Origin of the sequence: Oceanobacillus zhaokaii (assembly GCF_003352005.1) — a bacterium.
GTDB classification, from domain to species: domain Bacteria; phylum Bacillota; class Bacilli; order Bacillales; family Amphibacillaceae; genus Oceanobacillus; species Oceanobacillus zhaokaii.
This window is the reverse complement of record NZ_CP024848.1, coordinates 2,522,936-2,537,440: the sequence shown is the minus strand read 5'-3', so window position 1 is coordinate 2,537,440 and position 14,505 is coordinate 2,522,936. Positions and strand designations below refer to the sequence as shown.

Sequence of the window (14,505 nt, the reverse complement as noted above, 5' to 3'; positions counted from 1 at the left end):
AGGAATAATGATGGCAAACGCACTCGTAAGTATTCAAATAATCCCCAAAACAGCAAATGGTGAAGATACAATTCCATTTGTCGATGAGGCAATTGCGGTAATTGAAGCATCTGGTGTGAAATATCAAGTGAATGCGCTGGAGACGACGATGGAAGGCGAGTTATCAGAGCTGTTCAAGATTATTGAGAAAATGAATGAAAAAATGACGGAAAAAGGTTGTCCGAGCGTCATCTCTCAAGTTAAAGTTTTCTATAAACCTGATGGGGCATCAATGGATCAATTAACGGAGAAGTATCGCTAATGCGTACGATATTTCAAAAAGGATGGCGGCCAGCTTTGGTCCTCATCCTTTTATTCATTATTTGGGAGATTTGCACAAATATTTTTGAAATTCAAAAGTGGTTGTTGCCAGCACCATCACAGGTTATTGCAGAGGCAATCAGTGGCTGGTCAGTATATTCCGGGCATCTTTTATCAACAATCAAATTAATTATTACAGGATTTTTAATCGGCAGCAGTATTGGTATGGTTGTTGCAATCTGCTTACACCTTGTTCCTTTCTTGAGGCAGGCATTTTATCCATTATTAATTATTTCGCAAAACATTCCAACAATCGTTCTTGCACCGTTGCTCGTTATTTGGTTTGGGTTTGGGATGTTGCCGAAGATTATCGTCATTACATTGGTTTGTTTCTTCCCGATTACGATTGCTTTATTAGATGGGTTTAAGACAACGAATCGTGATTTAATGCATTATATGCAAATGGCAGGTGCATCGAAGCGACAAATCTTCTGGAAATTAGAATGGCCGCATGCACTGCCATCGTTATTTTCAGGCTTAAAAATCTCTGCCACATATAGTGTAATGGGGGCAGTTATTTCCGAATGGCTTGGGGCGAGTGAAGGAATTGGCGTCTATATGACATTGGCATCCTCTTCGTTTCGAACGGATCGTGTGTTTGTTGCGATTTTTCTAATCGTAATGCTAAGCTTATTGTTCTTTGCAATCATCATTGGTTTAGAGAAAATGGTAATTAAATGGAAGCCAAAGGAGGAGGGAGACTCAAATGAGTCATCTTGAAGTTCAGCATATTAATAAATCATTTGGGGAAAATACAGTACTTCATGATGTGTCTTTCTCCGTTAAAGAGGCTGAGTTTGTTGCCCTCTTAGGACCTTCTGGAAGTGGGAAAAGTACGTTATTTCGAATTATTGGCGGGATTAGTCATCCATCTTCGGGTTCAGTAAATTTAAATGGAGAGAATATTAATGGGAAACGTGGTTCGATTAGCTATACACCCCAATCATCATCGCTTATGCCATGGCGGACAATTTTAGATAATGTACTGCTTGGCCAAGAAATTACTGGAAATCGTGATGTGGAAAAGGCATTACAGATGATTGAACGGGCTGGGCTTAAAGGGTTTGAGCAAAGCTACCCACATGAACTTTCTGGAGGAATGCAGCAAAGGGCATCATTTATTCGCAGTATTTTAAGCCCGCAATCATTAATCATATTAGATGAACCTTTTTCAGCATTAGATGAATTTACAAGGCTTGATATGCAAAAGTGGCTTCTATCGATTTGGTCGGAATATAAACGCTCGATATTATTTGTGACGCATAATATTGAGGAGGCAATATTCTTAGCTGATCGAATCATTGTGTTATCCTCTCGTCCAGCAAGCGTTAAGAAAGAATTTACGATTCCCTTTGCCCGACCAAGAGACGAAGCAATTCTTCTTTCTGATTCGTTTCTACGGTTGAAGAAACGAATCTATCAGGAAATGAGGGGAAATAATGGAGAATAATTTTGGAAGCGCAAGAAGCCTAATTGATGCGCATATCCATTTAGATAAGTATACAAAGTCTGAGCAGCAGCTGATTATGTCTGAGATGGAATGTGCTGGAATAGAATCGCTAATCACTGTGTCATATGATTTAGCTTCTGCAAAAGAAAATTTAAAATTATCTCGTGAGCACAATAATATTAAGGCGGCGTTTGGTTTTCATCCAGAACAACAAGTGCTTAATGATGAAGCAATGCAGGAATTAATTACATTTATTGAGTTACATAATCAAGAGATGATTGCCATTGGTGAAGTTGGTCTGCCGTATTATATGCGAAAAGAAAATCCCTTCTTAAGCATAGACCCCTATTTGGAAATACTTGAGCAATTTATCATACTTGCGAAACGATACAAGAAGCCAATTGTACTGCATGCAATATATGGGGATGCAGGTGTTGTTTGTAATTTATTAGAAAAACATGCGATCAAATATGCGCATTTTCATTGGTTTAAGGGTGATACAATAACGATTGAGCGGCTGATTCGGAATGGTTACTTTATTTCCATTACACCGGATGTATTGTACGAACAGAAAATTCAGCATTTGGTCAAACAATATCCATTATCACAAATGTTGGTGGAGACAGATGGACCCTGGCCATTCACAGGACCCTTTGAAGGTCAGATGACACATCCACAGATGATTCATCAATCAATTGAAACCATTGCCTCTATTAAAGAGTTAGAAATAGCTGATGTCTATGGGCAGATCTTACGGAATACAAAACAATTTTATCAAATTTAGAAAGAATTTTTCTCCCATGTATATTTGAAATAGTTACGCGCAAACTTTAGAAGAAACGAACTGCTTGGGAGGAAAATGAATGTTTGAAAACTTTGAAGTAAAACCATTATTTGAGGATCAAGTACATGAACGGCACCAGTTTGAATTAAATTTTCAAGGGGATATTTATCAAGGGGTATTTCACGATGGAGAAATAAATTGGTTCCATCCACAGCCACATAAAGAATTAGAGGAAGAAGAACTTTCAGCAGTTGAAACAGAGGTTCATAAGTTAATGGAGGCACATTTAGAACAATAGTTTGAAAGAAAATATGAAGCGAACAAAAGAGAACAACATCTTTTCGATGTTGTTCTCTTTTTTATCTACTGAATTTTTAATGAATGATATTTCTTTTCCCATGAAATCAGCCATAATAAGCTCTTGTCCTTGTGTAAAAGCAGAAATACATTCGTTTCAAGGATTTATTCGTTGTATTATAGCCTCGGTAATATTTTCCTTGCACTAAGGAATGTCCATGTACTTAAGACAAATGGCATTGTTAAAGCGGGCAAACCATATGGCAGTAACCATGTAATCAAACTGGCGGCGAGAGGAACCGTCATACAAGCAGCGATAACTCCGGTAATGTAGGAATAAGGGTGTTTTCTCGAATTAAATACGATGGACACTGCGATACTGGTTAAGATTGCGTTATAGCCATATAACCCAAGAAAAATTAATGAACGTTCCGCACCCATGACGTATGATGTTAATAATGCTGCGGCATTGCCAATAAACGCAGCAAGTCCAATTTTCCATCCAGCCCAGAATACAGCAAAAAACAATAAAATTCCAGATATTGTATGGTCTAAGAAAAAAACCTGGCTTATACCATTGAAGATTCCTTGAGTCAAATCAATTTCACCAGTGATATCTAGTTCCCATTGGCGTAAGCTTTGAGGAACGAGCGAATCACTAATATGGAATGTGGTTAGACGATAGGAAACGAGTAAAGTAAACCATGTCAAGATGATAAATGGAAAGGTAAGAACGGGTATGTCTTCATCCTTCATAAAATGCATGAAGCTTGCCGTTAAAATGGCGGCAATAGCAGCGCCAAATAAACTGAGAATCCAGTGGGATGGTCCTGTCAGAAATAAAAATAATGCTATTCCAGTAAGTACAGAATTATAACCAAATAACCCTTGATTGAGCATCGCTTCATCTGCCCCACCAACTTTTCCAATCAGCGTTCCAATCATTGCTGATAGAATCGTAACGACACCTAAAGGTACGGATGCAATCGTAATGGCTAAAAAGATAATCGCACCTGAGACGACATTTTCAATCAAAATAACTTGTGAAATACCTTTCAATGATATCGCGATGAACGGAAAAACTCTATTAATAATTGGATGATTGCGCATTGTATCCTCCCTTAATTATCACTCATATTTATTTCTCTATATTAAACTTCCCAAAAACAGAAGGTCAATTCCAAAATATATTAAAAGAAGGATTTATTCATTAATAAATATTGTTTAAAAATGCAAGAACTGGAAAAGCTTATAAATGTTCTGTCCAAAAAAATTATTAATCGAATATATGGAGGCTTAAAATGCAATTATTACCGCGGGAAATAGATAAGCTGATGATCGTAGTGGCAGCAGATTTAGCAAAGCGAAGGAAAGAGCGTGGCTTGCGATTAAACTATCCAGAGGCTGTAGCACTACTTACTTATGAAGTGCTGGAAGGTGCGAGAGACGGGCGAAGTGTTGCAGAATTAATGGAATATGGTGCAACGATTTTAAAAAGAGAAGATGTCATGGACGGCATTCCTGAAATGATTGACGATGTGCAGGTAGAGGCAACCTTTCCGGATGGTACGAAATTAGTAACAGTACATAGTCCTATTAGGTAAAAAAACAACAGGAGGAATGAACAGATGGAACCCGGACAATTATTTTTAAAAGAAGAAGAGATTATTTGCAATGCAGGAAGGGAAGCATCAAAGGTATTCGTAACAAACACTGGTGATAGACCAATCCAAATTGGTTCACATTATCATTTTTACGAAGTGAATGATGCACTGCAATTTAACCGTGAAGATACATATGGCAAACGCCTTAATGTTCCTGCAGGTGCGGCAGTTCGATTTGAACCAGGCGATGAAAAGGAAGTAGAATTAATTGATTTTGGTGGAGAGCGTAAGGTTTACGGGTTTCATAACAAAGTGGATGGACCATTGGAAAGAGGGAATGAACAATGAGCTTTAAAATGACGAGAAAACAATATGCACAAATGTATGGTCCGACTACGGGTGATTCCATTCGTTTAGCAGATACAGATTTAGTAATTCAAGTAGAAAAAGACTTTACTACCTATGGTGAAGAGGTTGTCTTTGGGGGCGGAAAGGTCATTCGTGACGGAATGGGGCAGCATCCCCTTGTCACACGCAAAGATGGTGTTCCAGATACTGTGATCACAAATGCAGTAATTTTGGATTACACTGGAATCTATAAGGCCGACATTGGAATTCGTGATGGAAAAATTTCTGGCATTGGTAAAGCGGGAAATCCACTCGTAATGGATAATGTCGATATTGTGATCGGTGCTTCAACAGATGTTATAGCTGGTGAAGGGATGATCTTAACAGCCGGTGGAATAGATACGCATGTGCATTTTATCAATCCTGCACAGGTTGATGTTGCCCTTACAGCTGGACTTACTACTTTGATTGGTGGTGGTACTGGTGCGACCGCTGGATCGAGGGCGACAACTGTTACCCCTGGTGAATGGAATATGCATCGCATGCTTGAAGCGGCGGAGGGATTACCTATTAACGTTGGCTTTACAGGGAAGGGACAAGCGGCAGCAGAGGAACCATTAGCGGAACAAGTGCGTGCTGGAGCAATTGGCTTAAAAGTCCATGAAGACTGGGGAGCTACACCATCTGCACTCGACCATGCGCTAACAGTTGCGGATAAATATGATGTGCAAGTTGCCGTACATGCCGATACGCTAAACGAAGGAGGATTCATGGAAGATACGATAGCGGCGATTAAAGATCGTGTCATTCATATGTATCATACGGAAGGGGCAGGGGGAGGACATGCGCCAGATTTAATTAAATCAGCAAGCTTTATGAATGTTCTTCCATCCTCAACGAATCCTACTTTGCCATATACAGTCAATACAGTCGATGAACATCTTGACATGCTGATGGTTTGTCATCATTTAAATCCATCTGTTCCGGAAGATATTGCTTTCGCTGATTCGCGAATCCGAAAAGAAACGATTGCCGCAGAGGATATTCTTCAAGATATGGGTGTATTTAGTATGGTAAGCTCGGATGCGCAGGCAATGGGGCGTGTTGGTGAGGTTATTCTCCGTACATGGCAAACCGCAAATAAAATGAAACAGCAACGCGGTACAATGCAGGGAGATAGCGAGTACTCTGATAATAATCGTGTGAAACGATATGTTGCAAAATATACGATCAATCCAGCAATTACGCACGGAATTTCCGAGCATGTTGGATCGATTGAAGTAGGAAAGATTGCCGACCTCGTTCTTTGGAATCCTGCCTTTTTCGGGGTGAAACCAGAGCTGATTTTGAAAAATGGTTTGATGGTACAATCCTTAATGGGGGATGCCAATGCATCGATACCAACACCACAGCCAATCATATATCGGCCAATGTATGCAACAACAGGGAAAGCATTATCGAAGAGCTCGATTACCTTCATTTCTCAAGCTGCTTTCGATGATAAAGTTCATGAGAAATTAGGATTGCAAAAGCAAATCCTCCCGGTACATGGAATTAGGAATTTGACAAAAAAATCGATGAAACTAAACGCCGAAACTCCAGAAATCACGGTAGACCCACAAACTTACGAGGTAAGGGTGAATGGGGAACTAATTACATGTGAACCTGTTGATAAATTACCGATGGGACAGCGATATTTCTTATTTTGAGGTGAAAGCATTGATCATTGAGCGTGTAATAACAAATATTGAGCAGATGTCACAGGAAGAAATTGAAAGACGACATAAAGAAAAAGTATATTTAGAAAGTGACGATTTAATGAAACGGATTCAACGAGTTACCACAGACCATGGGAAGGAACTTGGGATTCGGTTGAAAGAAACACGCGATTTAGTTGCTGGCGATGTACTTTTTATGGATGAAAATAACATGATTATCGTTGATGTGTTAATGGATGATTTGCTTATTATCAGTCCAAAGAGCATCACAGAGATGGGAATTATTGCCCATCAGCTTGGAAATCGCCATTTACCTGCCCAATTTGAAGGGAATGACATGCTCGTACAATATGATTATCTTGTTGCTGAATTACTGGATGAATTGCAAATCCCTTATCGACGTGAGGATCGTAAAGTAAAACAAGGATTTCGTCATATAGGGCATAGTCATGATTAATCCAGCACTAGCATTATTTCAGTTGTGTGATTCTAATTTTCCAACAGGTGCATTTAGTCATTCATATGGGTTAGAAACGTATATTCAAGAAGGAAAAGTAAATAATCAAGCCACATTTTCCAAGTGGCTTGATGTTTATTTAAATGAACAGCTTGTCTATGCAGATGGACTTGCTACTCGAATTATTTATCAGGCGCTTGAAAAGAATCAGCTAGAGGAAGTATGGCAGCTTGATCGAATGCTGACAGTGCAAAATCTTCCGCGAGAAACAAGAGAAGGAACACAAAGAATAGGTGAGCGGATGCTGAATCTTGTTGAATCCTTATATAACGTGCCGGTTATTACTCAATATCAAGAAAGAATAAAGAAGAAGCTGTCGTATGGTCATCCAGCCATTGTCTTTACAATGATTGGGCATCATCTTCAGGTTTCCGGGCGGGAAACGACGCTTTATTATCTCTATTCCAATCTGACAACACTAGTACAAAATGCAGTTCGCGCAATTCCATTAGGACAAACGGCAGGCCAGAGGACGATTCAGCAATTCCAACCGATGCTAGTAAAAGCACTTGAAAAAATTCAAGGCTTAAAGATGGATGACTTTGGGATTATCTCACCAGGACTTGAGCTATCCCAAATGAAGCATGAACGCGTAAATATTCGAATTTTTATGTCTTGATAATCGGCTTTTATTAGGTAAGGAGAGGTAATGAATCGTTGATATAAAATGTGAACTATGAGCTACGTTGATTTCCGCTGCGGACAGTCGCGCATTCAGAGGGCAACGCGGTCTGCTCCTTCGGAAAAAGACCACTTCCGATAGATCCTCAGTCGTTGCTTTTCCCGCAGGAGCCTCCTGTTCCCTGCTACAATCAACAGCGATAAGAGAGGTAATACCGTCGCATTTTATAAAGAGAAAGATAACCGCCCAACCAACCCTAGCGGGAGAAATACACGAAGACTCCTGCAGGAAGGCTCACCAGCTCCCCGCGGAAAGCGTAGTGTATTTCTGGAGCCACGGCCATGGACGCAAATATCATCCTAAGTTAGTTCGCACTTTATATAAATAGCATTAAATCAAACGAAATGAATGAAATTTTTTAAATGGAGGAGTTATACATATGGAACCTGTTAAGATTGGCGTTGGCGGACCTGTTGGCGCTGGAAAAACATTACTAGTTGAAAAATTAACACGGCATTTAGCAGATGAAATTAGCATGGCAGTTGTAACGAATGATATTTATACAAAGGAAGACGCGAAGTTTCTAATTAAGAATGGCGTGCTAGAACAAGACAGGATTATTGGCGTAGAAACGGGCGGATGTCCCCACACTGCAATTCGCGAAGATGCTTCGATGAACTTCGCAGCAATTGATGAATTAATCGAGAAAAATCCTGATATCGAGCTTATCTTCGTTGAAAGTGGTGGAGACAATCTAGCTGCAACGTTTAGCCCAGAGCTCGTTGATTTTTCCATTTATATAATCGATGTGGCACAAGGAGAGAAGATTCCAAGAAAAGGCGGACAAGGAATGATTAAATCAGACCTATTCATCATTAATAAAACCGATTTAGCCCCGTTTGTTGGTGCTAGTCTTGACGTAATGGCTGCTGATACAAAGGTTTTTCGTGGGGATAAAGCCTTCGTGTTTACAAATTTAAAGGATGAAACAGGGCTTGATCAAGTAATAGAGTGGCTAAAAAAAGATGTACTCCTTAAAGGGCTAAATGAGCATGCATGAGTGGACAGGTGAATTGCGTCTAGATATAGAAAATCGACTTGGAAAATCAGTAGCAAAGAATGTCTATTTTCAAGGTGCTTTAAAAGTGATGCGTCCCGTTTATCATGATGATTCTGGTCAGGTTTGTTATTATATATTGAACCCTGGTGGCGGCTATTTGAATGGAGATCGCTACCGAATTTCGATTTCGCTTGAAGAGAATGCATCTTTAATTTTAACTACCCAATCCGCTACGAAAGTATATAAAACACCGTTCAAAGAAGCGTATCAAGAAACGGAAATTAACTTAAAAGCGGGAAGCCTGCTAGAATATATTCCTGATCCGTTAATTGCTTATCGTGACGCGAAATATAAACAAATCAATCGGATTCATATGGAGGAGGGAGCGACCTTATTCTATACAGATGTGCTTACGCCAGGCTGGTCACCTGAGGGGGAAAAGTTTAGCTATGATAAGCTCCAATTAATCAATGAAATCTATTTTGATGGTGCGTTAGTCGTCTATGATCATATTAAATTAACACCTGCTGATCAAAGAATAAAAGAACTTGGATTTATGGAAGGATTCTCCCATTTAGGATCGATGATAGTAGTAGGCGAGCAAACGAATGCAGAGTTATTGGAGCGGCTATATGAAGCTGTAAATTTAGATACAGCGAAATATAAGATAGGATTATCTATGTTATCGGTAAAGGGATTCTCGGTTAGGGTACTCGCTAATTCGACACAAAATGTTGAATCAATATTTTCTAAGATACACCACATTATCAGGAAAGAATGGTTTGATAAGAAACCATCCTTACTTCGGAAATATTAAATAATTATTCCATACTTTTTCAATAAAGTATGGTTTTCCTTTTTAGTTCTAAAAAAGTATAATAAGGAAAGCAAAGCTAACATGTTATTCAAGGGGTTTAATCTATGAGAGGAACAGTCTATTTAGCAATTATTTTTTCACAGCTTCTCTTTATTATTTGTCTACCAGTATTTTTTCAACTTTTTTCTTATTTACACTCGGTTGTCATCGCAGTGTTATGGATGTGCATGACAGCGTTAGTATTCTTTCTAGTATTTTTTATTAGAAAAGATATAATCTTGATTCCTAGGTGGCTGTTGAATCTACTTCTTATTATCTATTCGCTATGTCTATTCTTGTTGTTATTCTTCAGACCAAGTGAGCAGGTTTATGATAATTGGAACTTGCTTCCGTTTTCGACAATCAGCTTTTTTTTGACAGAGGATGTAAGGCCGCTTGTTGCGTTTTACAATCTAGCTGCAAATATTGGATTGTTTGTACCATATGGGCTGGTTATTATGATGAATCGGCTGAAAAAGATTATGCAGTTTTTGCTGCCATTATTGTTCATTAGTATGATAGAACTCTTTCAATATATTACCCGGCGAGGTAGCATGGATATTGATGATCTGATCCTAAATATGTTCGGTGTGTATGTTGGGTATTTGCTAACACCAGCTTTTCAACGTGTAGTAAGGCTTAAGGTTAACGAACGCAGAGGAAATCTATGAATTTATGGCTGAATGTTAGGTATAAAGCAATCTAGTATTAATATAGTAGTTCAATTGTTCACTCTGTGTGCACTACTATTGATAGAATTGGGCTACCCTTCATTATTTATGCAGGTTTCTTTGGAGGAATTGGTATTATTCAGAGTTCTCGATTAAAATAAAGAAGTAAGTAGAATAATAAAGCAATCCAAAATAATCGATTTTTCGACAAATATAGGGGAGGGATAGGCATTATGTACGAACTTAAAACAAAAGAAACGAATAATAGTGTAATCGAGTTTATTGAAAGTGTGGATAGTCCAAAGAAACGTGAGGATGCCTATAAATTATTGGATATTTTTACGGAAACAACTGGATTTGAAGCAAAAATGTGGGGACCGAGTATTATTGGCTTTGGATCGTATCATTATAAATATGATTCTGGTCATGAAGGAGAAGCAGCACTCGTTGGCTATTCTCCTCGTAAAGCAAAAATCAGCTTGTATTTAATGATGGACGAACACCGGAGAGAAGAATTGCTCAAGCAGTTCGGTAAACATACAGTCGGAAAGGCTTGTGTATACATAAATAAATTAGCGGATATTGATGTAGAAGTATTGAAAACATTAATCAGCGAAACGGTAGCATATACACAAAAGCAGTATCCAGAGTAAAATTTTGCAAGTAAACTTTTGAAATGAAAAGGTGAAGGTTATTTCCATTTTACGTTCCTTAAGAAAAATCTATCAGTTTTTTATTGATCGACCATTTAAAATAGGAGAAGCTATCAATGATTGCTATGAGGTACGGCGGATTATCAGCTCCGGCAGCTATGGCATTGTTTATCTGTGTAAAGATTCAAGAACAGATGATAATCTAGTTATCAAGCAGCTTCGACCAAGTAAGCGTCGTAGTAAAAGTGAAATTAAGCTATTCAAAAATGAAATCTCTATATTACGTAAGCTTGATCATGAATATATGCCAATGCTTTACGAAGCGTTTTTAATAGAAGGAAATTATTTTTATGCAATGACATTCATTGATGGTGACGACCTTGACGAGCAGCTTTTTTCAAATAAGAAGACGTTTGATGAAGGAGAATCATTATTTTTTCTCGCTCAACTGCTTGCATTGGTAGCATATCTTCATGAGAGAGATATTTACCATCAAGATCTAAGGATTCCCAATATATTACTGAAAAATAATTATCCTTATTTAATTGATTTTGGCTTGGCAATGCAGGCAGATTCAAATAACCCCTCTAATAAAAACAAAGAATTGATTCTTGAAATGAAACAGCAAGACTACTTTGACCTTGGAGATATCCTGTTGTTCTTATTTTATTCAACATATGAAGCGAAGAATAAAAAAGCCCTCCCATGGACAGAAGAACTTTCATTGACGGAGGAAAGTATTCGTTTGCTCAAGAGATTATTGAAAATAGAAAAACCCTATATGAGTATTAAGGAGATCTCAGCAGACCTCCATGCGGCAATCAAAGCAGTTAATCAGGAATAAATTAACTGCTGCTTCTTCGACCTCTTCTTTTGTAACGGTCACTTCCACTCAGTGGATAAGAATTGAATCTTCTGCTACTGCTGCTGCCTCGACGATAATAATTTTTTCTCCGGCTGCTACTGCTATCGCGGTAATAGCGATGTCTTCGGTCACTGCTGTCATGACGGTAGTGACTGTGACTTCTATGATGACTGCTATCTCGACGATAACGATCATGTCTGCGCGCACTGCTGCCTTGGGAAAGATGCTTGATTTGTTTCATGATTTTTTTAAACATGTTGATCTCCTTTCACCTTTCATAGGTATTTTTGAAGGTATAAAAAACTTTCTCACAACATTAGTGAGACTGTGAGTATTTGTAAATGTTAGTCTATCATAAAGTAATTATATGGAGAAAGTGTAAACTCTATACGATACAATCGTCGGAAGTATTATTTGCAAAGAAGGCATGAAAATGAAAAAGAAAAAAATACATAAAACAAATGCAATACGTATATTAGAAAAGGAAAAGATCGCTTTTGTGGTGCATGAGTACCCGTGGAATGAAGAACATATCGACGCTGTAACTGTCGCTGAAAAAGTAGCGATGCCGGTGGAAAAAATTTATAAAACCCTTGTCACAAAAGGGGATAAAACAGGAATTACAGTTGCGTGTATTCCAGCAAATAATACGCTAGATTTAAAAGCTCTCGCAAAGTTGAGTGGCAATAAGAAGATGGAAATGCTGCCAATGAAGGAATTAGAATCAGTGACAGGGTATATTCGCGGTGGCTGTTCACCAATTGGCATGAAAAAGACTTTTCCTACTTTTATCGCAAAAAATGCACAATCAATAAAAACGATTATTGTTTCAGCAGGAAAGAGGGGAATGCAAGTTGAACTAACTCCACATGACTTGCAAAAAGTGACGGCTGCAGTATTTTCTGATTTTACATTAGAATAAAGATTAACAAGAGCGAACTAGCTGTTCACTCTTGTTAATTGAGTGAATCATTTCTTAGCTATTTAAGATTTTTGTGAAATAAAGTGATATTTTACATCATCAGTAGATTCATCATAATCAACCTCAAAATCATATCCACTAAAGAACCAATCATCAGCCTTTTCTGCAAAATATGTGATGCCATCAATCGTAATTTCTCCTAATAGATCGCTGGATGGTTCTGTAACCTGAATAGCAACGGAAAAATTATCATGAACCTCCGTACTCCCATATATTTTTCCATAGAAACGAACAGCTCTCCCTGTTTCTACGCCTACTTCTTCTTTAAACCATTTATGTGCATTATCAGATACTTTAATTTTCATCATTTTAGTTTTCGCAGAATTCAACTTCTGTGAATCCTCCTTTCCACCATCATTGCTTTTAGTTTAGCACACTGCATTTTTATTGTGTAGCAATACAATTTACGATTAATCTATCTCCTAAATATGAAGATGTCTCTTATTATTTCGACTATTTTAATAAATGCACTAGAATATAATTCTAAATTATGATAGTATTTTTAATTAAATAACTAGGTGAATATTGCTAGTATCTTAAGCATTCTAATTATTCATTACTATCAGTTATCAGCAGGAGGACACAGAAATGAAAACATTAGGTAAGATCAGTAATTTTGCTACAAGTACGTTTGCGATTTGGGTGATTATCTTTGCAGTACTTAGCTTCTTAATGCCAGAAGGATTTGCTTGGATTGCACCACATATTTCGCTTTTACTAGGAATCATTATGTTCGGGATGGGGCTTACCCTTTCTGTAAATGATTTTAAAGGGGTTTTTCAAGCACCGAAAAGTGTTCTTATTGGGGTGGTTGCGCAATATACAATCATGCCATTAACGGCATTTGGACTTGCATATGTATTCAATTTACCGCCAGAAATCGCTGTAGGGGTAATATTAGTTGGTTGTTGTCCAGGTGGAACAGCATCAAATGTTATGACATTTTTAGCGAAGGGAAATACGGCGTTGTCAGTAACAATCACAGCAATTTCAACATTGCTTGCACCTATTTTAACTCCAGCATTAACCCTTTTACTTGCAAGTCAATGGTTGCCGGTATCATTCATGGACATGTTCCTTTCAATTGTTAAAGTCGTATTAATTCCAATTGTTTTAGGTGTGGTTGTTCGTTTATTATTTAGTAAACAAGTTGACAAGAGTGTTGCAGCTTTACCGCTCGTTTCGGTTATTGGTATTGTTGGAGTGGCAGCGGCCGTTGTTGCTGTTAATAAGGAATCCATAGTTACTTCCGGTCTTTTAATTTTTGCTGTAGTTGTATTACATAATTGTTTAGGATTATTATTTGGTTATATAGTAGCCAAGTTATTAAGACTTGATTTTAAAGATCAAAAAGCGATCTCTATCGAAGTAGGGATGCAAAATTCTGGTCTTGGTGCATCGCTTGCTATTGTTCACTTTGAGCCAATTGCCGCTGTACCAAGTGCTATATTCAGTGTATGGCATAATATCTCGGGCCCACTTCTTGCAACATGGTGGGGGAAAAGAGATAAAGATAATAAAGACCATAAGATAGTAGCTTAATTTATTTATTGATGTAAAAAGCAGAAAAGACCTGTATGGCGAAGATTGATTATTCCTCATACAGGTTTTTTCTATGGTAATTATTTGATAAACCAAGAGGAGTAATAGCCACTTAGCGGATAGGTAGACTACTTAAGAAATGCCAAGTCTAGGTTTAATTGCTTTACTATAGAGTC

Annotated in this window: 20 protein-coding genes; 17 read left to right on the top strand and 3 right to left on the bottom strand. The window is 38.0% G+C overall.

Annotation, left to right across the window (positions count from 1 at the left end; all coding sequences use genetic code 11):
- The first annotated feature begins 10 nt into the window (after positions 1–10).
- The 5 genes from CUC15_RS12940 (at position 11) to CUC15_RS12920 (ending at position 2,892) form a co-directional block, all read left to right on the top strand.
- On the top strand, positions 11–301 hold the full coding sequence (locus CUC15_RS12940; protein WP_114917057.1) for a thiamine-binding protein: 291 nt from the start codon (positions 11–13) through the stop codon (positions 299–301).
- Complete coding sequence (locus CUC15_RS12935) at positions 301–1,080, top strand: ABC transporter permease (protein ID WP_114917056.1); 780 nt, start codon at positions 301–303, stop codon at positions 1,078–1,080. The genes CUC15_RS12940 and CUC15_RS12935 overlap by 1 nt, the downstream gene beginning before the upstream one ends.
- Positions 1,067–1,810 carry an ABC transporter ATP-binding protein gene (locus CUC15_RS12930; protein ID WP_114917055.1) on the top strand — a complete coding sequence of 248 codons (744 nt, stop codon included), beginning with the start codon at positions 1,067–1,069 and terminating at the stop codon, positions 1,808–1,810. The genes CUC15_RS12935 and CUC15_RS12930 overlap by 14 nt, the downstream gene beginning before the upstream one ends.
- A complete protein-coding gene (locus CUC15_RS12925) occupies positions 1,800–2,594 on the top strand; it encodes a TatD family hydrolase (RefSeq protein ID WP_114917054.1) in 795 nt (264 codons plus the stop codon). The genes CUC15_RS12930 and CUC15_RS12925 overlap by 11 nt, the downstream gene beginning before the upstream one ends.
- 79 nt (positions 2,595–2,673) lie before the next feature.
- Positions 2,674–2,892 carry a DUF5342 family protein gene (locus tag CUC15_RS12920; protein ID WP_114917053.1) on the top strand — a complete coding sequence of 73 codons (219 nt, stop codon included), beginning with the start codon at positions 2,674–2,676 and terminating at the stop codon, positions 2,890–2,892.
- 176 nt (positions 2,893–3,068) lie between these two features.
- Here the strand turns inward: CUC15_RS12920 and CUC15_RS12915 are convergent, their stop codons facing one another.
- On the bottom strand, positions 3,069–4,001 hold the full coding sequence (locus CUC15_RS12915) for an urea transporter (RefSeq protein ID WP_114917052.1): 933 nt from the start codon (positions 3,999–4,001) through the stop codon (positions 3,069–3,071).
- A 191-nt stretch (positions 4,002–4,192) separates the two neighbouring features.
- On the opposite strand from CUC15_RS12915, the gene CUC15_RS12910 reads away from it, so the two are divergent.
- The 10 genes from CUC15_RS12910 (at position 4,193) to CUC15_RS12865 (ending at position 11,784) form a co-directional block, all read left to right on the top strand.
- Entirely contained in the window at positions 4,193–4,495 is a 303-nt protein-coding gene (locus CUC15_RS12910) for an urease subunit gamma (protein ID WP_114917051.1), read from the top strand.
- 24 nt (positions 4,496–4,519) lie between these two features.
- Positions 4,520–4,843 carry an urease subunit beta gene (gene ureB / locus CUC15_RS12905; RefSeq protein ID WP_114917050.1) on the top strand — a complete coding sequence of 108 codons (324 nt, stop codon included), beginning with the start codon at positions 4,520–4,522 and terminating at the stop codon, positions 4,841–4,843.
- Positions 4,840–6,552 carry an urease subunit alpha gene (ureC, locus tag CUC15_RS12900; protein WP_114917049.1) on the top strand — a complete coding sequence of 571 codons (1,713 nt, stop codon included), beginning with the start codon at positions 4,840–4,842 and terminating at the stop codon, positions 6,550–6,552. The genes ureB and ureC overlap by 4 nt, the downstream gene beginning before the upstream one ends.
- A 10-nt stretch (positions 6,553–6,562) precedes the next feature.
- On the top strand, positions 6,563–7,018 hold the full coding sequence (gene ureE / locus CUC15_RS12895; RefSeq protein WP_114917048.1) for an urease accessory protein UreE: 456 nt from the start codon (positions 6,563–6,565) through the stop codon (positions 7,016–7,018).
- The gene (locus CUC15_RS12890) at positions 7,011–7,697 is read left to right on the top strand and encodes an urease accessory protein UreF (protein ID WP_114917047.1); all 687 of its coding nucleotides are present in this window, start codon (positions 7,011–7,013) and stop codon (positions 7,695–7,697) included. The genes ureE and CUC15_RS12890 overlap by 8 nt, the downstream gene beginning before the upstream one ends.
- Before the next feature lie 442 nt (positions 7,698–8,139).
- The gene (gene ureG, locus CUC15_RS12885; RefSeq protein ID WP_114917046.1) at positions 8,140–8,760 is read left to right on the top strand and encodes an urease accessory protein UreG; all 621 of its coding nucleotides are present in this window, start codon (positions 8,140–8,142) and stop codon (positions 8,758–8,760) included.
- Complete coding sequence (locus tag CUC15_RS12880; protein WP_114917045.1) at positions 8,753–9,577, top strand: urease accessory protein UreD; 825 nt, start codon at positions 8,753–8,755, stop codon at positions 9,575–9,577. Before ureG ends, CUC15_RS12880 begins: the two co-directional genes overlap by 8 nt.
- A 104-nt stretch (positions 9,578–9,681) precedes the next feature.
- Complete coding sequence (locus CUC15_RS12875) at positions 9,682–10,287, top strand: VanZ family protein (RefSeq protein WP_114917044.1); 606 nt, start codon at positions 9,682–9,684, stop codon at positions 10,285–10,287.
- A gap of 233 nt (positions 10,288–10,520) precedes the next feature.
- A complete protein-coding gene (locus CUC15_RS12870; protein ID WP_114917043.1) occupies positions 10,521–10,940 on the top strand; it encodes a DUF1801 domain-containing protein in 420 nt (139 codons plus the stop codon).
- A gap of 31 nt (positions 10,941–10,971) precedes the next feature.
- Positions 10,972–11,784 carry a protein kinase domain-containing protein gene (locus CUC15_RS12865; RefSeq protein WP_242985849.1) on the top strand — a complete coding sequence of 271 codons (813 nt, stop codon included), beginning with the start codon at positions 10,972–10,974 and terminating at the stop codon, positions 11,782–11,784.
- Positions 11,785–11,832: 48 nt separating this feature from the next.
- On the opposite strand, the gene CUC15_RS20090 is transcribed toward CUC15_RS12865, so the two are convergent.
- Entirely contained in the window at positions 11,833–12,012 is a 180-nt protein-coding gene (locus CUC15_RS20090; RefSeq protein WP_162800315.1) for a hypothetical protein, read from the bottom strand.
- Between the two features lie 226 nt (positions 12,013–12,238).
- Here CUC15_RS20090 and ybaK point away from each other — a divergent pair, with 226 nt between their 5' ends.
- Positions 12,239–12,727 (top strand): Cys-tRNA(Pro) deacylase, encoded by a 489-nt coding sequence (gene ybaK / locus CUC15_RS12855; protein ID WP_114917041.1) that lies wholly within the window; start codon positions 12,239–12,241, stop codon positions 12,725–12,727.
- Between the two features lie 62 nt (positions 12,728–12,789).
- Here the strand turns inward: ybaK and CUC15_RS12850 are convergent, their stop codons facing one another.
- Positions 12,790–13,116 carry a HesB/YadR/YfhF family protein gene (locus tag CUC15_RS12850; RefSeq protein WP_242985847.1) on the bottom strand — a complete coding sequence of 109 codons (327 nt, stop codon included), beginning with the start codon at positions 13,114–13,116 and terminating at the stop codon, positions 12,790–12,792.
- Between the two features lie 259 nt (positions 13,117–13,375).
- Here CUC15_RS12850 and CUC15_RS12845 point away from each other — a divergent pair, with 259 nt between their 5' ends.
- The gene (locus tag CUC15_RS12845) at positions 13,376–14,329 is read left to right on the top strand and encodes a bile acid:sodium symporter family protein (RefSeq protein ID WP_114917040.1); all 954 of its coding nucleotides are present in this window, start codon (positions 13,376–13,378) and stop codon (positions 14,327–14,329) included.
- The last annotated feature ends 176 nt before the right edge of the window (positions 14,330–14,505 follow it).